Below are 20730 nucleotides of genomic sequence, written 5' to 3'. Positions count from 1 at the left end.
AAAATCTCCTCTTTGAGGAAATTTTTTTTGAGTTTTGAAATAACTATTAATCAATGAAACCAATAGCCATTGTTACAAATGAAATATTTAATGTGGCAACTTATTTCTAAGAATTCCATATAAAAACGTCCCTATTAAAGCTCCAAAAACAGTAATCAAAATGGAAGGATAACCCGCTCCTATCAAAACGTACATTGGTCCTGGACAAGCTCCGGCAAGTGCCCATCCCAATCCAAAAATAATTCCACCAAGGAGATACCTTGAAACGCTCTTGTCTTTATCGTGCAAGCTCATTTCACTCCCATCAAGAGGTTTAATATTTTTTCTCTTAATGATTTGAACCACTCCTATTCCGAGTAAAAGTGCAGATCCGATGATACCATACATGTGGAAACTTGCAAACCGAAACATTTCATAAATACGAAACCATGAAGCGGCTTCAGACTTGTACATGACAATCCCAAAAAAAACACCTATTGCTAAATATGCTATATATCTCATAAATTAAAAAATTAAAGGGTAAATGAAGTTAATCATTATTAAACCGCCAATGAAAAACCCAATCACCGCGATAAGAGATGGTAATTGCAAATTGCTCAAACCAGAAATAGCGTGACCAGATGTGCATCCACCAGCATATCGTGCCCCAAATCCAACTAAAACTCCACCGATTAATAAAATGAGAATGTTATTTGGCTGTGTTATTGCTTCAATACTAAAAATTTCAGAAGGTAAATACGTTTCTCCCGCACTATTAATGTTATAGTCTTGAGATAATTGTTTAACAACTTTAGGATTAATTTCAACACTATTATGGCTCATATAATTTGAAGCAATGAATCCACCAATAATAGACCCAAACACAACCATGAAGTTCCACCTTTCAGCTTTCCAATCAAACTTAAAAAAATCTACTGCCTTACCTGCGCCCACTACCGCACATGCAGTACGCAGGTTTGATGACATTCCAAATTGTTTTCCAACAATCAACAAGAGAAACATGATTAACGCGATAAGTGGTCCCGCTACATACCAAGGCCATGGTTCATATATCCAATCCATAAAATATTTTTTTATGCAAAGGTGATTGTTTGACAAGTACAGTACTGTAACCCTTGTTACAGTATCGCTTATTATTTTATCTAAATCAAAAAATTATGACACGCAACAAAAAATTAAAATTGATTTCAATATTACTTGCGCTCACTGCTATCATAATGATTTTAGTAGGGATTTTCACGAAAATACCAGCACCTGCTATCATAGGTATAAAGTTTCTATTAATCTTTTAGGCATTTCAAGTTTTGAAGGAAAATAACATAGCCCTATTAATAACTATGCTCATCCATCCTTACCTTTCCAGAAAAAGTTTTGTAAACAAAATAGGTGTATCCCAAAACTAAAGGCGCGCCTATGGCTACCATTGTCAAGCTAATTCCTAAAGATTTGTCTGAAGAAGCTGCATTATAAACTGTAATGCTATAAGCGGGGTCTATGGTTGAATATAGCAATGTGGGATAAAGTTCAATGGCTACCAAAGCCATCATTAAAGCAATTGTCAATGCCGAAAAAAAGAAAGCCAGTTTAAATCGTCTTTTACTTGCCAATCTTGGAATATTAGCGATGCTCAAAAACGTTAACACCGGAAAGATAAAGAGTACAGGATTCGCCTTAAAATCATCACTCAAATGTGGAATATAAATCAATGTATATAATGTTGTGATAATGAAAAATATGATGAAAAGAATAATGCCTTTTTTAAGCAACCCTTCCAATTTGTCAAAGAGTTTTCCTTCCGTTTTCAGTAATAAATAGATGGCACCGTGAGACATAAACAAAAATAAAGTTGTAAAGCCAGTAATGATTGCATACGGATTCAAAAATCCTAAAAACGGACTACCATCATATTCCAGGTCTGGACCTATAGGGATTCCCTGTAAAACATTTCCTAAAACAACACCGAGAAGAAAAGCCAACATAATGCTACTTATACTATATGCAATATCCCACATCTTCCGCCACCAAAGCATTTCTTCCTTGCTACGGAATTCGATAGCGATTGCTCTAAAAATGATAAATAGTAGAAACAACATAAAAGGAATATACATTCCAGAAAAAAACGTAGCGTACATAACTGGAAAACCTGCAAATAATGCTCCCCCACCAATGACGAGCCACACTTCGTTACCATCCCAAACAGGACCAACGGCATTGAGCGCTGTTCTCCGGCTCAATTCTTTTTTAAAGAACAAATGCCAAGCACCTGCGCCAAAATCAAAACCATCTAAGATGGCATAACCAGAAAATAATCCGCCCACTACTAAAAACCAAAGAGTTGGATAATCTATTCCTAAAAATGTTTCCATAGTTATGCGTTTAATGTTTTGACAACTTCTTCTGAAATATCTTTTGTGAACGTTCTTTCTTCCATATCATTATCATTTTCATCGTAAGGTCCATGTTTAATTTTTTTATTCAACAGATACAAGAAAAGGAAAAGCAACAATGCATACACTACAAAAAACAAGATGAGAGAAAATACAATTTGATTTGCGGTAACAGCTTGAGAAAATGCTTCTGAAGTTCTTAAATGACCGTAAACAACCCAGGGTTGACGTCCCATTTCAGCAGCAAACCAACCTACTTGATTTCCTAGCTGAGCAAGAAAAACTGAAAAAATAAATATTCTTAACAACCATTTTTTATCGAACAATTTTTTGCGCCACCATAAAAAGCAAGCATATAGCGTTAGGGCTATAAAAAACATACCAATAGTAATCATAATATGGTAGAATTGGAAAACTGCATTTACTTGTCCTGGTCTATCTTCTTTGGGAAAAGCATTTAATCCCGTAACGGGTGATTCAAAATCTTGGTCAATCATAAAAGACAAACCGCCCGGAATTTTTACGCCTGAAACTTCTTGTGTTTCATCATCTACCCAACCAAATAAATACAAATCAGCTGGAGCACTTGCTTCATAATGGCCTTCCATCGCAGCTAGTTTTGCAGGTTGATTTTCAGCAACACCGTCTGCAGAGCTGTGGCCAGTAACCAATTGCATCAATGAAAAAATAGTTGCAACAGTTAATGCAATCTTAAACGCCATTTTTGAAATGACTACGTAACGCCCTTTCAATAGATAATAACCGTGCACACTCAATACTAAAAATGCACCAGCAAGAAATGCCGCAAACCAAGTGTGTGTTAATCTATCAATGCTTGAAGGATTGAAAACCATTGCCCAAAAATCTGTTATTTCGGCACGAGCTTCCAATCCTTCTCCTACAATGTTGTAACCAGCAGGTGTTTGTTGCCAACTGTTTGCAACCACAATCCAAACGGCAGAAAACATAGAACCTAAAAACACACCGATGGTTGAAACCAAATGCACCCAAGGTTTAACGCGGTTCCAACCGAACAGTAAAATTCCTAAAAAACCACTCTCTAATGCAAAGGCAAAAATTCCTTCGGCAGCAAGTGCGCTGCCAAAGATGTCACCCACGTAACGCGAGTATGTCGCCCAATTTGTGCCGAACTCAAATTCCATTACGATACCGGTTACAACACCAATACCAAAAGTAAGTGCAAAAATCTTTGTCCAAAATTTAGCAAGAATATGGTATTTTTCATCCTTGGTTTTAATCCAAAGGCTTTCCATGATAACCATAATAAGCCCCAGACCTATACTTAGTGGTGGGTAGATATAATGAAATGAAATGGTAAAAGCAAATTGTATTCTAGCGAGAATTTCTGTATCCATCTTTACTTTATTTTAGAGACACAAAGTTAAATACATAACAAAATTTTTACGTGACCAATGTCACATTTCTTGTTAAAATCGTATTACTAATGTGCCCAAATTACTTAACAGGAAGATACAATGTAATATCTTTAAATACAGCGTTGTCTAGATGTCCCATCATTAGTTTGTCTTTAGTTATGAGGTGTAGGTGCATAAAAGTATCGTGGTGGGTAAATATCGTTTTATGCTCTGTTGAAAAAAAACCTACGATATCCACCATTTCATCTTGTAACTTATAATCTATTTGCCCAACGTGTGCTTCCTGTGGTGAAGTTACCGTAGAATTTGGCGGTAGATTTTGAACATGGATTGTGGCATCTTTTACTTTTCCCGAAACTTTAAATGCAAAAGGACGTTTCATCGATTTAGACTTCTCATCGATAAAAGTTTCCAGTGTTTTTAAATCTGAAATATTTTCAGGTAGTTCTATAGGTTTCCATTTTTTTACATTTCCGTAGACAAAAAAAGGTGCGCCTGTTTTAAAAGTTTCGTTTACGGTCATGGTAGTACCTGTTTTAACTTTTGAAACATAACTTTTACCATCGATTACAAGCAATTCGCCAGTTAGTTGCGTTTGTGGTCCAAGACCAAATAGGCCATTTTTATCGCTTATGGTATCTAGGTTTATTTTACTAAATATTTCGCCTTTCCACATTGCATCTTTCATTGCTCCTACAACTTTAATTTCTGGATATGTTTGTGCCAGTTCTTTTTTCTTTTCTGAATGATTACAAGCAGAAAAAATTAAAATTGCTATAAATGTAATACTAGTTACAAGTGCATTTTTTATCATTTTAATTGTTGTTAGGCTAAGTTTACACCAAATAAATAGCCGATGAAAGCAGTCATGCCCATCGCCAGAGTACCCCAAAAAGTAATGCGCATAATTGGCTTGTATATATTTGAACCTCCTGTTCTGGCAGATATAGCCCCCAATATGGCAAGAAATATAATTGCAAAAACATATTGCACGTATTCCATACTTTCTAGTGGCGCAATATACGCTACCAATACTGGAAATAATCCCCCAACCGTAAAGGAAATTCCTGACGAAAGTGCAGCCTGAAGGGGTTTCGCTTCTGTGATATCCATAATTCCCAACTCGTCTCTAGCGTGCGCTTCTAAGGCATTATGTGCGGTCAACTGTTTTGCAACTTCTAGCGCTGTTTCTTTGTTTAGACCTCTATACTCATAAATTTTAGCAAGCTCGATGAGTTCTTGTTTGGGAGTATCAATAAGTTCCTGCTGTTCTCTTTTCAAGTCAGATTTTTCAATATCAGTCTGTGAACTTACAGAAACGTACTCGCCAGCGGCCATAGATAATGCACCGGCGACCAAACTTGCAACTCCAGCTAATATAACTGGTTCACGAGCGGTACTTGCTGCTGCCACCCCTATAACTATACTCGCGACAGATAAAATACCATCATTGGCACCTAAAACGCCTGCTCGCAACCAACCGCTTCTATTTATATAGTGTTTTTCATTATCCTGCATTATTTATGTTTTTGCCCTAAACTACTGAAAATCTTTTACAGCATCACTTAAATCGTAAATCGTTACATCCTTTAATATTTTTTCAAGAATACTACTTCCAGCGGCACTTCTATAACCGCCGGCACAATGCACTACGATTGGTTTATCTGTTGGAATATTTTTTGCCGTTTCGCGAAGTTCATTCAGAGGATGTGAAAGTGCTTTTTCAAAGAATTTTCCCTCCTCTATTTCGCTATTATTTCGAATATCAACAATCGTGTAAGAGTCTGGGTTTTTTTTGAAATCTGCTATATTGAGTTTTTTGGTTGTTGCAAGATTTTCTTCGGAAGTCGTAATGACTTCTTTCAGTAATTTTTCATATCCTATTTTTGCAACTCGGTGCAATAAACTGTCCTTGTTTTCTTTGTCATCAATAACCAAAGTAAATTTATCTTCCGGTTTTATAATGGAGCCAAGCCAAGTTTCAAATTTTGAATTTTCAGAAACCGCCTGAATATTAAAGCTTCCTTTTAAATGGCCGTTTTTAAATGTTGCTTCGTCCCGCATATCGACAATCAAACCTTCTGCAGTTGTATTTTCAGAAAAAGGAATTTTATCAATTGAAGGTTTTAAATCGTCTGCGCCAGCCTTGTTGGTATCCACATCAAACCCAAAGTAATGAGGAATAAATGGTTGTCCATCAAGAATGGTATCCATAAACTCTTGCTTAGTTTGTTTTTTGAAAGCCCAGTTGCCCATTCGCTCATTGCCCAACGTACTGCTGGCCGCATCGCTCAAATTTTTTCCGCACAGCGAACCGGCTCCATGTGCAGGATATATAAGGGCATCATCTGGTAAGTCTGTAAATTTTGACGTTATGGTTTCATACATCATTTCGGCAAGTTCTTCACGTTTGGCTTTCATGTTTCCTGCCTTTTCGCGAAGGTCTGGACGACCAACATCGCCTATAAACAGTGTGTCACCTGTGAAAAGGACTGTTTTATTTTCTTGAGTAGCTATAATTGTAATGCTATCTGGCGAATGACCTGGAGTATTTCTAGCACTGAGCAGGATGTCTCCTAATTCTATACTATTTCCTTCGTCAAATGACCTATGCGGATAATCTGCTCCCAATTTTTCACTATTATAAATAGTCGCTCCTGTTTTTTTATGGATTTCAAAATGAGAGCTTACAAAATCTGCATGTGGATGTGTTTCAATTACAGCAACAATTTCGGCATTATTTGCTTTTGCAAAATCATAATATTGTTGTGGATTTCTTTCTGGATCTATGACCGCCATCTTCCCATCACTTACAATGGCATAGGAATAATGTGCGAGCGGTTTGTATTCAAATTGTTTGATATTCATAATTTCTAAATTTATATAAAAATAAAAAAGGTTGCAATTCTAGATTGTAACCTTTGATACATAAACACCATTATTTTAATAATTACTTTTTGGAACAAGTACTAATGCCCACTAAATTATACAAAGGGCAATAACTCATAAAGCTAGTAAGTAGAAAAACCGATGCAAATATCAATAAGACAAAAGCTACTGTACCTGTAATATGTCTTGCCAAAACAATATACCAATTACTAATGCAATGATGATTCGGATTATGCGGTCAAAACCTCCCATGTTTTTTTTCATCTTTATAATTTAAAATTATACATCTATACCCTTTAGCATTTTATTCCAGTACAAATATGGCAACATAAATTTTTTGAGCATCCATAATCGCCAATGCTCTTTTGAGCTATCTGAAATGAATAACTGTTTCAATTTTGGGTCTGGGATGAAGTTTTGATCATAATCAAATTCAGCCAAAACCATTTTACCATAATCTGTAACTAATGGACAAGAGGAATAACCATTATAGGATTTATTGCCTAAAGTATCATGTTTGATAAGTAAATCGAGATTATCCACAACAACAGGAACTTGCTTACGTATTGCCGCACCCGTTTTTGCAGTCGGTACACCTGCCACATCGCCAAGTCCAAATACATTTGAATATTTGTTATGTTGCATCGTGTGCTTATCTACATCTAACCAGCCAGCGTCATTAACAAGACTTGACTGCTGTACAAACTTTGGCGCTACAGATGGTGGTGCGGTATGGAGCATATCATAATGAATACCATAACGACCATTTTTTACTGTAACTTTTACGTCCTTGTAGTTATATTGAAATGAAGTATCAATTGTTTCGTTTTCTTGTTTTTCAGACATCACAACGCATCCACCAGCGCTTACATCTTTTGTAAGTTCGTACCAAGCTATTTGATTCTCGGCATCTACTTCCACCAATTTATGATTGAAGCGTAAATTTATATCCTTGCGCTCAACCACTTCCATTAAGGTTTTTGCTATTTCCTTCACACCAAAGATTACCGTTCCTGCAGTTGCAAAAACAATTTTAGCATTTGAACGCGTTTTACTCTTTGCCCAATGGCTTTCTGCGAGATACATAATTTTTTGCGGTGCGCCGCCACATTTTATAGGTGTTGCTGGTTGTGTAAATAAGGCAGTACCACCTTTAAAGTTCTTGACTACATTCCAAGTATGTATTGGGTCTGTATAATTACTGCAAACTACACCTTTATCCATCGCCTCTCCGAGGCCAGGAACCAAACTAAAATCATATGCAAGTCCTGGCGCAACGACCAAATAGTCATAGGTAATATCGCCGCTCACCGCCGTTTTTACGGTATTATTTTCAGCATCAAAAGCTGTGGCCTTGTCCATTATCCACTTAACACCCTTTGGCATTACATCTGCCATAGGTCTTCCTGTTTTGCCATAGTCATATGTTCCTGCGCCTACGAGTGTCCAAGCAGGTTGGTAATAATGGGTGCTTGCTGGTTCTATAATCGCTATGCTATTTGATTTTTTTTGATTTAAGAGTTGTGCTGCGGTCATAATTCCAGCGGTTCCACCGCCTATGATGAGCACTTGATAATGCGTTGCCATATAATGTGTGTTTTAAAATCTTTTAAATTTAATGATACAGGATGCCTTGGTTTGTAACTGTTGTTACATAACTGGCAAATAATATAAAAATAAAAGCAGACTGCTACAGTCTGCTCCTTTCATCATTAAACCAACTATCGCTGGCTCGAATCAAGTATTTGAAATTCAATGTTTTTTAACTTTCATCTCCTTGAAATGCTCGTCAAACCATTCAGGTTGTTCAATCTCATTATCAAACATATAGTTGGCTATCAATTCAATTTCATTTTTTTCAAAAGACTGATATGGCATTACACCAAACCGTCTTACAGCACCCTTCATTTTTGAATTTTCTATTGCTGGTTTTTCAACCCATTTCCAAATTGCTTCTACAAATCTTTCTTTGGAAGTATCATTATTTAAGTAATGCTTTTTTACTGCAATCATAGGTGGTGCTAATCTGCTTTGCATCGATGCACTTGGACTATGACAAGCATAGCATTTTTGTTCCATAAGTAGCTTACCATCTTGAGACTCATTTGCACTAGTTTCAAATGATGCGACTGCTTGATACTGTTTCTTTTGCTGTTGATCGCAACTTGTGAGCAAAAGCATTAAGATAAGTGTGATGATTAAATGTTTCATATGTTTATATTGAGTCTACCAGTCGCACAACTTATAAATGACTTTGCTTTGTTCAAAGTTGTATTCTCTGCATCTTCGGGTGGGTAGCCCATTTGAGTAAGCGTTCGCTCTGCCAGTACAAGGTTGTTTACAGTCTCGTATGTAAATGAAATTTCGTAAGAGCCATCGCTTATCTTTACACCATTAATGTCCGAAAGTTTTAATAATCGCACAGCAATAACGTTTGTGCAACCGCTACATTTTACATTCTGTAATTTAAGTGTAGTTTTCATAATTCTAATTTTTATAGGGCCATCCCATATAGCCACCTTGTAAATCGTAGATTTTCTTGAAACCTAAAGAGTCTAACTTTTTAGCTGACTGCTGACTACGATTTCCTGAACGGCAATACAAATAAACTGGCTGTTCTTTATCGAGTTTATTGAATTCATTATTAAAGCTATCAACCTTAAAAAAATCAATATTTATAGCATTTGCTATTGCTCCGGCATCAAATTCTTTTGCTGTACGAACATCCACGAGTTGTACATTGCTCGCAGTAATGGCTTTGTTATAATCTTCGGGATTTAAAATTTTCATAGTGTCTGTATCTTGAGTTTTTGCTCCAAATAATGTGCTTAAAAATGTCCTAACAAGTAGTATTATTTTCAACTGTTTTTATAATGATTTTTTGGCAAGATAGAAGTCCACTTTTTCGCAGCTATCATCCTTAATTCTTGCATTCATTTCGTCAAGTGTTTTTGGTGGTGGTACAATTACCTTGTCCCCTTTTTTCCAATCCAATGGCATTGCTACTTTGTGCTCATCAGAAATCTGTAATGCTTCCAACGCTCTTAAAATCTCGTCCATATTTCTACCTAGATTAAGTGGGTAATACATAATCAAGCGGATTTTCTTTTTCGGGTCGATAAAGAACACGGCACGTACGGCTGCGGTTTCACTTTCATTGGGTTGCAGCATTCCATAAAGTTTTGATACTTTCATATCAATATCTGCTATGATGGGAAAATCAAAATAAACGCCTGTTTTTTCTCTCACATTGTTAACCCATCCCAAGTGCGCATGTATGCTGTCAATGCTCAATCCAAGAAGTTCTGTATTGAGCGCTGTAAATTCATCTTTACGAGTGGCAAAGCCAGACATTTCTGTAGTACAAACAGGTGTAAAATCAGCTGGATGCGAGAACATCACTATCCATTTATCTTTTGCGAACTCAGAAAACTGAATGTCACCTTTCGTAGTCTTTGCTTTAAAATCTGGAGCATCATCACCTAAACGTGGCATAGAACTAATGTTATTTTCAACTGTATTTTCCATACTATTTTTTATTTTATTGTGTAAAATTAAAATTTATAACACTTAAAAACGGTAACCATTGTTACAGAAGTGTGGAATAATTAAAGCTATATTGCTATAACTTTAAATACTGATATATGAACTATGATGAAACTTTCAAGGCATTAGGTCACATAGATATTTACGTCATCGACCAAATTCTGAAAGGCAGCTTTGAACCTGAACAAAAAATTTTGGATGCTGGTTGTGGAAAAGGCCGCAACTTAAAATGGTTCTATAAAAATGACTTTGAAATTCACGGGATTGATATCGATTCAGATTTTCTCGCATTCGCGAAAGCGGAATACCCAAAATATGCTTCTAATTTTATTGAAGGCGATTTAGATAATTTGCCTTATTCCACAAATAGCTTTGACAACATTTTATGCTGTGCAGTTTTACATTTTGCGCAAAACGAAACCCATTTTACAGCGATGTTCTCAGAATTAATACGCGTGTTGAAACCCAAAGGCAGACTTATAATAAGAATGGCATCAAACATAGGGCTGGATGGGAACGCCCCAGAAATCAAATTTAAAGAAAATGGGCAAAAAGGGACTTATTATCTGACCCGAGAACGTATCAACCAGTTATTGCAAGAGTTTAATCTCACGCTTTTGGAAGCTGTAAAAACTACCAATGTGCAGGATGAGCGGGCGATGACGACCTTGGTTTTGAGCAAATAAAAAAGTGGCCGTCTTTAGCCACTTTTCTACCAACCAATTAATTTAAAAAATCCTACTTCAATATTGAAGGACATACATAATCTGTGGTCTCAACACCAGCTTCTTTGATTGCCTTAAAACCGCCTTGCACATCTATTAAATTGTGAATACCACGACTTTTTAAGATTGACGCAGCAATCATACTACGATAACCGCCAGCACAATGAACGTAGAATGTTTCCTCATCAGGGAATTCAGCAAGGTGCTCATTTAACTCCGAAAGTGAAGTGTGATGTGCATTAGCAACATGCTCACTCTGGAATTCGCCTAGCTTTCTTACATCAAAAACAGATACTTCGTTATTGCTATCATCCTCAATCTGTTTGAACTCAGTTGCTGAAATCGATGTTACGGTGTCATATTCTTTTGACGCTTTTTTCCACGCTTCAAAGCCACCATCGAGATAGCCAATGGTATTGTCAAAACCTACTCGCGAAAGTCGGGTAATCGCTTCTTCTATCCTGTTAGTGTCTGCCACCAATAATATAGGTTGTTGCGCATCTTTAATTAAATCGCCTACCCAGGGTGCAAAGCTACCATCTAAACCAATAAAAATAGAACCTGGAATATGTCCTTTGACAAAATCGTTTTGGTGTCTTACATCCAGCATTACAGCTCCTGTTTCATTGGCAGCTGCTTCAAAAGCGTTTGCAGATAGCGCATTTTCTCCTTGAGCGATAACATCTTCTATATTCTTGTAGCCCTCTTTATTCATTTTTACGTTCATAGGAAAATAAGCTGGTGGGGGTAAGAGGCCGTCAGTCACTTCCTTAATAAATTCTTCTTTTGTCATATCTGCACGCAAGGCGTAGTTCATTTCCTTTTGATGACCCAAAGTATCAACAGTTTCTTTCATCATATTTTTCCCACAAGCAGAGCCCGCTCCATGCGCTGGATAAACGATAACATTATCTGCTAAAGGTATAATCTTATTGCGAAGACTATCATATAATGTTCCGGCCAATTCTTCCTGAGTCATATTTGCTGCTTTTTGGGCAAGGTCTGGTCTTCCAACATCTCCTAGGAATAGAGTATCTCCTGTGAATAATGCGTGGTCTTTCCCATCCTTATCTCTGAGCAAATAAGTAGTGCTCTCCATCGTGTGCCCAGGAGTATGAAGTACCACGAAGGTGAGTTCGCCCAATTTAAATGCCTGTCCATCTGTTGCAATAATGGCTTCAAAATTTGGATTGGCACTTGGTCCATACACAATGGGGGCTCCTGTTTTTTCTGAAAGTGTTACGTGACCCGAAACAAAATCTGCATGAAAATGGGTTTCAAAAATGTATTTGATTTTTGCGCCCGCAGCTTCAGTTTTATCTATATAGGGTTGTACTTCCCGTAGTGGGTCTATAATGGCCACTTCGCCATTACTTTCAATATAGTAGGCACCTTGTGCCAAACACCCCGTATAGATTTGTTCGATTTTCATAATTTTAAATAGTTTAAAATAGTTGAATTTATTTTATGTATCGCACTCCAAATTTGGCTAGAATGAACTTCAGTAGAATCAAATATTAATATACTGCCTTTCAACCAAAATTACATATTGATCTCTTTGTAAATAATGTAGATTCCCATTATCAATACAAACCAGCCAAATAATTTTTTAAGTTTTTTACCATTGATAAAATTGTTTAACCAAATCCCTACAAATATACCAATTACTGAAATTGATGTAAATAGTAGTAAAAATGACCAATCAATATCATGAGTTTGTACATCTCCTAAAAATCCTATCAAAGAATTTATAGCAATTATAAATAGAGACGTAGCAACCGCCTTTTTCATGGGTAGTTTCGCTAATAGCACCAAAGCAGGAATAATTAAAAATCCTCCTCCAGCGCCAACGAGTCCAGTAATGAGCCCTATGAAAAACCCTTGAATCATTAATAAGATATTGTTTGATTTTATAGTTTCTTTTTCTTCTTCCAGTTGTTTTCTACTACTCCGAATCATCTTTATAGATGCCAAAAGCATAATAAATGCAAAAAACAGCATGATAGCCAAATTTTTTGTGACCATAAAATTGTTAATTTCAAAAATATTATCTGGGATTGAAGGAATAATAAAGGCTCTTGTTATATAAACAGCGCTAAAGGCAGGAATGGCAAAAATAGTAGCTGTTTTAAAATCAACCCTATCTTTCATCATATTTTTAATGGCCCCTACAAGTGAAGTGGTACCGACAACAAATAAAGAATATGCTGTGGCTATTACTGGATTAAAAGAGAGTGCATACACTAAGATAGGTACGGTAAGTATAGAACCACCTCCACCTATCAATCCTAAAACGAGACCTATAAAAAGCGCACCTACATATCCAAAAATTTCAATCAATTCCATATCACAATTTAATATAGGCCAAATGTATTTATGCTATTTAAAATAGTTTGTAACTCATGTTACAGGACTTCAATAAAGCTGCGATGTAATTTAATTTTCTTGTTATTTTCCATCTTTTTTAAAAGCCTTGATACCACTACCCGGCTTGTATGTAAGTCATTTGCAATTTCTTTGTGGGTAGTATAAATGTGTTTACTATTTATAATATTTATTTTATCATTTATATAATTATCTATACGTTCATCCATATTGTTAAAAGCAATATTATCTATACTTTCTAGCATCTCTATTATACGGTCATGATAACTATTAAAAACAAAATTTCGCCATGTTTTATATTTCCCAGACCATTCTTCCATTTTCCCCACTGGTATCATCAATAACTTTGCTGGGGTTTCAGTAACAGCATGGATTTCACTCCTAGTGTGTCCCATACAACATGTCATTGTCATGGCACAAGTATCCCCTTTTTCAAGATGATACAATAGAAGCTCTTCTCCATCTTTATCTGGACGCATGATTTTAATACTACCGTTAAGTAAAAGTGGCATTGATTTTATATATTGACCAGGTCTCATCAAATCTTTACCTTCGGGCACCTCCATTAATGTCGCAACCCTAATTATTTCATTAATAAGTTCAGGCTCAAATAACAAACCGTAATTTTCTTTAAGCTCTTGAATCATCTTTTACGTTTTTTGCAATTAAGGAATCATATTTAAAAAAGAAATGTGCCCATATTGATTTTGAAACCGCACCAATATAAGGCATCGTTATCACTAAGGCTCCAACGATACTCAAAAGAATTCCCGTAGGACCAAAATCAAAACCAAAAATCAAACCTAGAAAATAAGCAGCAACTGCCACCGCAATACCTACAGCATAAGATACATACATTGCTCCAGTATAAAATGCAGGCTCTATAGAATATTTTAACCCACACTTTGGACAGTACTCTTTCACCTTGTTCATATTAGAAAGCTTGTAAGGATGTGCTTCCAAAAAATTACCCTGACGGCATTGTGGACATTTAAGAAAAAGTATGCTGTATAAAATCGACCTTATATACATCTATAAATTTTATTCAAAATTAAAGATTAAAGTAGATTGACGTTGGTAACAGTTGTTACATAAATTATTAATTTAGGAAAATGACATCTAAAATTGTATTCTAAATGCACTGTATTAAATTACTGAAATATATCACTTTCAAACTAATGAACTGCATTCGATAGATTTAATAAGAGAGGAAATTTTCTAGATGTCTTTGCTGTAATAAAAAGTATTGAATCAATTGATAATTAATATTTCTATCCATATGAATCCGAAATAACCTTAATCATTTAATTCACTCAGAGAATTTTAACTTTAAAATGCTCGAAGGCCTATACACTATTGAAACAAAAAAATCCCCAAAGAGGAGATTTTTGTGAGCCCGACAGGATTCGAACCTGTGACCGCCTCCTTAGAAGGGAGGTGCTCTATCCAGCTGAGCTACGAGCCCGTAGCATAAAAAAAGTCGGGGTGGCAGGATTCGAACCTGCGGCCTCCACGTCCCAAACGTGGCGCGATAACCGGGCTACGCTACACCCCGTGACTTATCTTTTTACTGAAAATTTGTCAATGAAATTGATACTATAAAATATCAATAGTACTAGCGGAGAGACAGGGATTCGAACCCTGGGTACCCCTGTTGGGGTACGACGATTTAGCAAACCGCTCCTTTCGGCCACTCAGGCACCTCTCCAATATATAAAAATGAACGTGTCACTTAAATTGCGGTTGCAAATGTAATTTTTAAATAGCTTTCTTGCAACAGAAAATATAATTTTTTTCAAATCATTTTTATTGATTTAATAATCAATAATTTAATAAATAAAAAAGTTAGATTACTTACTCTGGATACTCCACTCTCAAGTGATAGATGTTGTTTAATTTCTTTTTAAGCACTTTTTTTATAAGTTGAATCTCCTTAAAAGTAATATTTGAATTTAAAAACTGTCCTTGATCCATTTGACCATCAATTATCTTTTCAACAAAATTATCAATTTTGGTTGACGTTGGGTCTTTTAAACTCTTACTCGCAGCTTCTACACTGTCAGACATCATTAAAATGGCCGTCTCTTTTGAAAATGGTAACGGGCCAGGATATTGAAAATCTTCCTTATTAACCTCGCCATCATTGTCTAAAGCAGCTTTATAAAAATAATAAACCAAACTTTTACCGTGATGCGTGCGTATAAAATCAATGATTCTATCTGGTAATTTATTTTTTCTTGCGATTTCAATACCGTTGATTACGTGGCCAATAATTATGGACGCACTTTCCGTAGGGTCTAGCTCATTGTGGGTGTTGACTCCATTAACTTGATTTTCTGTAAAATAAGTTGGGTTGGCCATTTTACCAATGTCGTGATATAAAGCCCCTACCCTAACTAACATTGAATTTGCACCTATTTCTTGTGCAGCAGTCTCGGCTAGATTTGCTACGTTGAGCGAATGGTGAAATGTACCCGGCGCCTTATTGGCGAGCTCTTTTAAGAGTTTAGAATTTGTATCACTCAACTCTAATAGCGAAACGTCACTCACTAATCCAAAGAGTTTTTCAAAGAAATAAATCAAAGGATGCGCAAACAAAGTTGCCAATCCTGACAAAACAAAATAACCAAAAGTCTCCGGCTCCAATTCACTAACATTTCCTTCGTGAATTAAGACAAAAGCAAAGTAACCAACTATATAAATAAACGTAATTTGTCCCACCGAAACGAATAAATTCGCACGTTTATATAATTCTGAAACCGTTAATATAGTTACAATCCCTGCTATAATTTGAAGGAACATGTATTCAAAACTATTAGGAACTATAAACCCTAATAGCAATACTGTGAGGACATGTACAAAAAGCCCCAGTCTTGGATCAAAGAATGCCTTTAAAATGAGTGGCAAAATGCACAACGGCACTACATACACAAATTTAGCATCCAACTTTACCACAATCGTCGTAATCAAAACCATTAATAGGATGTTGAAAAAGATGAATGTCACTTTTGTATTATTCTCATAAATATCGGTTCGGTATTTTTTTAAGAATAAAAACAACATTAAAAGCACTAGCATTACTAATAAGCCATACCCAACCAACAGCCATAAGTAATTAGATTTTGTCCAGACTTGCGATTCGTATTCAGATTTTAGCGATTCTAAGATTTGGTATTTATCACCTTCCACCACTTCACCTTTGGCAACGATACGTCCACCTTGTTCAATAATTCCGCGATTGGGATTTATTGCATCAATTTCAGCTTTGATGGAGGCTTCTGTTAGTTTTGTGTCGAGTTCGATGTTCGGTTTTACAGCAATGTCAATTACTGCTTTTAATAGTAATTCGTTTCTATTTTCTTCGGAAATATTAGCGGCCGGCAGTGATACCAACTTTTTAATATTATCAGTTTTTACAATCTGGTTGAAGTTAATTTCAGAAATTTGATTTCCATTTTTAAGGTAGACTAGTTTATTTTCATCGTACGAAAAAATCTGGTCCGTCACTCCGTATTTGTAAAGTTCATCTATTATTTTAATCCCGGCACGTTTCAGCTTTGCTTGAGAAGTAGAATATAGAGAATCTACATACGTTTCAGCCAATAATCTATTGAAATCCTCCTTCACTTCATCCACTACAAAGGCGTCGTAATCAAAATAAGGAATGGCATTGCTACGAATTTCTTGCTGTTCTTCGGTTAACGCCTCGGCATCTTTTTTAATGGTAAAACTAAAAGGCGCATAAAGATTTTCATACTGCCAAGGCTTCCCTTTTTGAAAATTATACTTGAATTGCCCTCCTTTCGGAAAAAAATAAATAATCAAAAAAGTAGACGCAACAAACAGAAATATCTTATAGATAATCGATTGATTTCTGGAAACTACGTTTATAATATCTTTCATAAAAAGTAAAGGTATACATTACCGACGGTTTTTGCCAAAACCCGCCTACTTAAAAATTGATAAATAAGATAGATTATTGTAAATTCGCGAGCAATAATCCGACAATCGGATAATCAAAGTTTTACCTATTTTCAAACTATAATCATGAGCAAAAAAGTTGTCATTGTCGCCGCAGTAAGAACACCAATAGGAAGTTTTATGGGGAGTCTCTCCTCTTTGAGTGCTACCGCCTTAGGGTCGGCAGCTATTAAAGGAGCTCTGGATAAAATAAATCTTGACCCAGCCATGGTTCAAGAAGTTTATATGGGTAATGTTGTGCAAGCTGGTGTGGGTCAAGCCCCGGCAAGACAGGCTGCTTTAGGCGCTGGTATTCCAGATGCTGTGCCTTGTACCACAGTAAATAAAGTATGTGCTTCAGGTATGAAAGCCGTAATGAATGCCGCTCAAGCTATTGCTCTTGGCGATGCAGATGTTGTTGTTGCCGGTGGAATGGAAAGTATGAGTAACATTCCGCATTATGTCCATATGAGAAATGGAGTAAAGTTTGGACCTTCTACACTAATCGACGGCATGCAAAAAGACGGACTCGTTGATGCATACGACCACAATGCAATGGGAGTTTGTGCAGATTTGTGCGCGACTGAACATAATTTTTCAAGAGAAGACCAAGATGCGTTTGCTGTTAAATCGTATGAGCGTTCTGCAAAGGCATGGAGTGAAGGAAAATTTACAAACGAAGTAATTCCGGTTGCGGTACCTCAAAGGCGCGGTGAACCTGTTATGGTTAGTGAAGATGAAGAATTTAAAAATGTAAAAATGGACAAAATTCCAGCGTTACGAGCGGCCTTTACAAAAGATGGAACCGTAACTGCTGCGAATGCTTCTACCATAAATGATGGTGCTGGTGCCATGATATTGATGAGCGAGGATAAAGCAAAAGAGCTTGGCCTCAAAGTACTAGCAACTATAACCGGTTACGCAGATGCTGCTCACGAACCAAAATGGTTCACCACCGCTCCATCAAAAGCACTTCCTAAAGCATTAGCCAAGGCTGGTCTGGTACAAGGTGATGTTGATTTCTTTGAATTCAACGAAGCTTTTGCCGTTGTAGGACTTGCAAATATGAAAATTCTAGGATTAAACGATAGTAATGTAAACGTTAACGGAGGTGCAGTTTCTTTGGGACATCCATTGGGATGTAGCGGAGTTCGTATTTTGATAACGCTACTTAATGTGCTACAACAAAACGACGCTAAAATAGGTGCAGCGGCTATCTGTAATGGTGGTGGTGGTGCTAGTGCAATGGTGATTGAACGCGCTTAATTAAAATATACGACTTGTAACTAGCTGAAATGAAATTCGGAATTTGTAACCTTAGCATTGTCCCTCTCCGGGCCGAAACTGCAGATAGCAGCGAGATGGTTACCCAAGTTCTCTATGGCGAGCATTTTAAAGTATTGGAATCCCGAAAAAAATGGAGTCGCATACGACTAGGCTTTGACAATTATGAAGGATGGATTGACAATAAACAATTTGTATTTATTGAAGAAGCCCAATATATTCAACTTAAAGAAGAACCCCCAATTCTTTCTTCGGAAATATTAGATATTGTTACCATAAGCGAAAATCAAATACTTTCAGTCTGCATGGGAAGTTCTATGAATGGTGCCGAAATTTTAGGTCATTATTATGACGGAAGAACCATCAAACAAAAATTTCCGAAGTCAAAATTTATTGAAACCGCATTGGGGTATTTGAACGCTCCATATTTGTGGGGAGGTAAAACGCCTTTTGGTATAGACTGTAGTGGATTTACACAAATGGTCTACAAACTAAATGGGCATAAATTGTTGAGAGACGCTAGCCAACAAGCTACACAAGGTGAACCCTTAAGTTTTATTGAAGAGAGCGAACCTGGCGACCTAGCTTTTTTTGACAATGCCGAAGGTAATATTATACATGTAGGAATTATTATGGAAGACCATTATATAATTCATGCACACGGCAAAGTAAGAATTGATAGACTTGACCATTCTGGTATTTTTAATTATGACCTCAATGAACACACCCATAAATTAAGAGTAATCAAGAAAATTGTATAAATTGATTATTTCTGTAAAAATTGAAACATAAAAAAATCCCTAGAAATAATTTCTAGGGATTTTTTGTGATACAATATTGAGCTTAAAGCATTACTCCATGTTTGCCAACTTAGCTTTCATTTCATTATACTTCGCATCCATTGAAAGTTGGCTGTAGATATTCATCAACGTTCTAACCAACTCCACATTATCTCCTCTTGAAGCCAATGCCGACTCTAGATAAGGTAATGCTTGAGAATATAATCCGTTTCGTTTTTCAGAAAGTTCGTCGTATTTTTTGGTGTCAGCTTTAGACATTCCAAGACCATTCATCTCATCAACAATGCCTTTTTCCTGACCTAATATTACAGATGCGATATTAATTTGAGCAGAAGGATAATCTGGCTTCAACTCTAACGCTTTTTTATAATATTCAATAGCTTTTGCATTGTTTCCATTTGAAGATGCAGACACTCCTAAGTTATAATATAATTCAGGATTTGTTGGATCAGCCGCTAATACTTCATTCATCAATTCTTCATAGCGCTTCATGTCTCCCATACGATAAACCATATCTGCCTCAGCACGAACTAATGACATATCATTTGGGTTTTCAGCACGCGCATCTTTCATAATTCGGAGGGCCTTTTCATTGTTTCCTCTTGAAGATTCAATCAACACGATACTTCTTAAAATATCTCCTCTTGCAGATTCAGACATTCCTTCTGTAGGTTGTGTGTATTTTCCTGAAATCATTTCAGCATTTCTGTCTTCCTCACTCGCAAAGGTTACAACTTCATTATCTTCAATGCGTAATGCACGGTATTCTTTTCTAATACCGGTGTAACCCATATCTAATAATTTTTCATAATTAGCTAATGCCGCGTCATAATCTTTTGCATTAACTGCATTTCCAGCCGCGAAATACAAATCTGATGTATCTTTCTTTACATTATAACTAAGTAATAATTTTTCGGAAGCTAATTGATAATTTTTAGCATTTTGATCCTTTACTGCGCTATTGACTAATGCAACCCTTGTATTTTGAACTCCTTCAGCAATAGCACTTTCAAAATCATTGTTCTTATCAAACTCTTTAGCTTTCATAAAAGCATCAGCAGCTTCTTTCATTTTTTCGTAATTGCCACCTTTTGCATCAGCAAGCATAATTTCGCCTTTGGCCGCATAAAATTGTGCTTTAGTTTCATCATCGGCACTACCCAACATAGCTTCTGCCGCTTTAATTTGAGCAACAGCTTCTACTAGATCCTTTTTCACGAAGGCTTTTTCTGCTTTTTTAATTTCTTTTTTTTGTCCAAATGCCATCACCGAAACTAACACGGCAGACATCACTATTAATTGTTTTTTCATTGTTATTGAGGATTTAGTAAGTATCCAAAAAAACCGATACTTGATG

General features: G+C 36.2%; 21 protein-coding genes, 3 tRNA genes and 1 pseudogene. 3 read left to right on the top strand and 22 right to left on the bottom strand.

The genetic code is table 11. From position 1 onward, the window contains the following. Positions 1–87: 87 nt before the first annotated feature. From ACSHW7_RS05955 to ACSHW7_RS05895, 13 genes and pseudogenes are all read right to left on the bottom strand, one after another. Positions 88–501, bottom strand: a complete 414-nt coding sequence (locus ACSHW7_RS05955; protein WP_435678417.1) for a DUF6691 family protein — start codon at positions 499–501, stop codon at positions 88–90. Positions 502–504: 3 nt separating this feature from the next. Beyond that, positions 505–1062, bottom strand: a complete 558-nt coding sequence (locus tag ACSHW7_RS05950) for a YeeE/YedE family protein (protein ID WP_435678416.1) — start codon at positions 1060–1062, stop codon at positions 505–507. A 266-nt stretch (positions 1063–1328) separates the two neighbouring features. Further along, on the bottom strand, positions 1329–2366 hold the full coding sequence (gene cydB, locus ACSHW7_RS05945) for a cytochrome d ubiquinol oxidase subunit II (protein ID WP_435678415.1): 1038 nt from the start codon (positions 2364–2366) through the stop codon (positions 1329–1331). A gap of 2 nt (positions 2367–2368) precedes the next feature. Continuing rightward, positions 2369–3763 carry a cytochrome ubiquinol oxidase subunit I gene (locus ACSHW7_RS05940; RefSeq protein WP_435678414.1) on the bottom strand — a complete coding sequence of 465 codons (1395 nt, stop codon included), beginning with the start codon at positions 3761–3763 and terminating at the stop codon, positions 2369–2371. A 100-nt stretch (positions 3764–3863) separates the two neighbouring features. Further along, positions 3864–4598 (bottom strand): acetolactate decarboxylase, encoded by a 735-nt coding sequence (locus ACSHW7_RS05935; protein ID WP_435678413.1) that lies wholly within the window; start codon positions 4596–4598, stop codon positions 3864–3866. Positions 4599–4609: 11 nt separating this feature from the next. Further along, a complete protein-coding gene (locus ACSHW7_RS05930) occupies positions 4610–5302 on the bottom strand; it encodes a VIT1/CCC1 transporter family protein (RefSeq protein ID WP_435678412.1) in 693 nt (230 codons plus the stop codon). Between the two features lie 21 nt (positions 5303–5323). After that, on the bottom strand, positions 5324–6652 hold the full coding sequence (locus ACSHW7_RS05925) for a rhodanese-like domain-containing protein (RefSeq protein ID WP_435678411.1): 1329 nt from the start codon (positions 6650–6652) through the stop codon (positions 5324–5326). An 82-nt stretch (positions 6653–6734) separates the two neighbouring features. After that, positions 6735–6925 (bottom strand): annotated as a pseudogene (locus tag ACSHW7_RS05920) (YgaP family membrane protein). A 27-nt stretch (positions 6926–6952) separates the two neighbouring features. Continuing rightward, positions 6953–8260 carry an NAD(P)/FAD-dependent oxidoreductase gene (locus ACSHW7_RS05915; RefSeq protein ID WP_435678410.1) on the bottom strand — a complete coding sequence of 436 codons (1308 nt, stop codon included), beginning with the start codon at positions 8258–8260 and terminating at the stop codon, positions 6953–6955. Positions 8261–8425: 165 nt separating this feature from the next. Further along, positions 8426–8884: a c-type cytochrome gene (locus ACSHW7_RS05910; RefSeq protein ID WP_435678409.1), complete on the bottom strand. Its 459-nt coding sequence runs from the start codon at positions 8882–8884 to the stop codon at positions 8426–8428. After that, entirely contained in the window at positions 8881–9156 is a 276-nt protein-coding gene (locus ACSHW7_RS05905; RefSeq protein WP_435678408.1) for a heavy metal transporter, read from the bottom strand. The genes ACSHW7_RS05910 and ACSHW7_RS05905 overlap by 4 nt, the downstream gene beginning before the upstream one ends. A 4-nt stretch (positions 9157–9160) precedes the next feature. Then, the gene (locus tag ACSHW7_RS05900) at positions 9161–9535 is read right to left on the bottom strand and encodes a rhodanese-like domain-containing protein (protein WP_435678407.1); all 375 of its coding nucleotides are present in this window, start codon (positions 9533–9535) and stop codon (positions 9161–9163) included. Positions 9536–9541: 6 nt separating this feature from the next. Then, complete coding sequence (locus ACSHW7_RS05895; RefSeq protein WP_435678406.1) at positions 9542–10201, bottom strand: peroxiredoxin; 660 nt, start codon at positions 10199–10201, stop codon at positions 9542–9544. Positions 10202–10317: 116 nt separating this feature from the next. Between ACSHW7_RS05895 and ACSHW7_RS05890 the strand changes: the two genes are divergently transcribed. Next, the gene (locus ACSHW7_RS05890; RefSeq protein ID WP_435678405.1) at positions 10318–10905 is read left to right on the top strand and encodes a class I SAM-dependent methyltransferase; all 588 of its coding nucleotides are present in this window, start codon (positions 10318–10320) and stop codon (positions 10903–10905) included. A gap of 52 nt (positions 10906–10957) precedes the next feature. Here the strand turns inward: ACSHW7_RS05890 and ACSHW7_RS05885 are convergent, their stop codons facing one another. The 8 genes from ACSHW7_RS05885 to ACSHW7_RS05850 form a co-directional block, all read right to left on the bottom strand. Continuing rightward, positions 10958–12376 carry an MBL fold metallo-hydrolase gene (locus tag ACSHW7_RS05885; protein WP_435678404.1) on the bottom strand — a complete coding sequence of 473 codons (1419 nt, stop codon included), beginning with the start codon at positions 12374–12376 and terminating at the stop codon, positions 10958–10960. A gap of 110 nt (positions 12377–12486) precedes the next feature. Continuing rightward, positions 12487–13290, bottom strand: coding sequence for a sulfite exporter TauE/SafE family protein (locus ACSHW7_RS05880; protein WP_435678403.1), 804 nt, complete (start codon positions 13288–13290; stop codon positions 12487–12489). A gap of 59 nt (positions 13291–13349) precedes the next feature. Then, positions 13350–13976 (bottom strand): Crp/Fnr family transcriptional regulator, encoded by a 627-nt coding sequence (locus tag ACSHW7_RS05875; RefSeq protein ID WP_435678402.1) that lies wholly within the window; start codon positions 13974–13976, stop codon positions 13350–13352. Next, entirely contained in the window at positions 13960–14262 is a 303-nt protein-coding gene (locus ACSHW7_RS05870) for a DUF983 domain-containing protein (RefSeq protein WP_435678401.1), read from the bottom strand. Before ACSHW7_RS05870 ends, ACSHW7_RS05875 begins: the two co-directional genes overlap by 17 nt. 458 nt (positions 14263–14720) lie before the next feature. Continuing rightward, a tRNA-Arg gene (locus ACSHW7_RS05865) sits at positions 14721–14794 on the bottom strand. Between the two features lie 15 nt (positions 14795–14809). After that, positions 14810–14884 (bottom strand) — tRNA-Pro (locus ACSHW7_RS05860). Positions 14885–14948: 64 nt separating this feature from the next. Then, positions 14949–15037, bottom strand: a tRNA-Ser gene (locus tag ACSHW7_RS05855). Between the two features lie 146 nt (positions 15038–15183). Further along, positions 15184–17232: an HD family phosphohydrolase gene (locus ACSHW7_RS05850; RefSeq protein ID WP_435678400.1), complete on the bottom strand. Its 2049-nt coding sequence runs from the start codon at positions 17230–17232 to the stop codon at positions 15184–15186. Positions 17233–17376: 144 nt separating this feature from the next. Between ACSHW7_RS05850 and ACSHW7_RS05845 the strand changes: the two genes are divergently transcribed. Together ACSHW7_RS05845 and ACSHW7_RS05840 are read left to right on the top strand one after the other, a co-directional pair. Further along, positions 17377–18555 carry an acetyl-CoA C-acyltransferase gene (locus tag ACSHW7_RS05845; RefSeq protein WP_435678399.1) on the top strand — a complete coding sequence of 393 codons (1179 nt, stop codon included), beginning with the start codon at positions 17377–17379 and terminating at the stop codon, positions 18553–18555. Positions 18556–18584: 29 nt separating this feature from the next. Further along, a complete protein-coding gene (locus ACSHW7_RS05840) occupies positions 18585–19334 on the top strand; it encodes an NlpC/P60 family protein (protein ID WP_435678398.1) in 750 nt (249 codons plus the stop codon). A 90-nt stretch (positions 19335–19424) separates the two neighbouring features. On the opposite strand, the gene ACSHW7_RS05835 is transcribed toward ACSHW7_RS05840, so the two are convergent. Further along, positions 19425–20684 carry a tetratricopeptide repeat protein gene (locus ACSHW7_RS05835; protein ID WP_435678397.1) on the bottom strand — a complete coding sequence of 420 codons (1260 nt, stop codon included), beginning with the start codon at positions 20682–20684 and terminating at the stop codon, positions 19425–19427. Positions 20685–20730: the final 46 nt, after the last annotated feature.

This window comes from Patiriisocius sp. (genome assembly GCF_051252435.1).
In the GTDB taxonomy this organism is placed as follows: domain Bacteria; phylum Bacteroidota; class Bacteroidia; order Flavobacteriales; family Flavobacteriaceae; genus Patiriisocius.
This window is presented reverse-complemented; position numbering and strand designations above follow the sequence as displayed.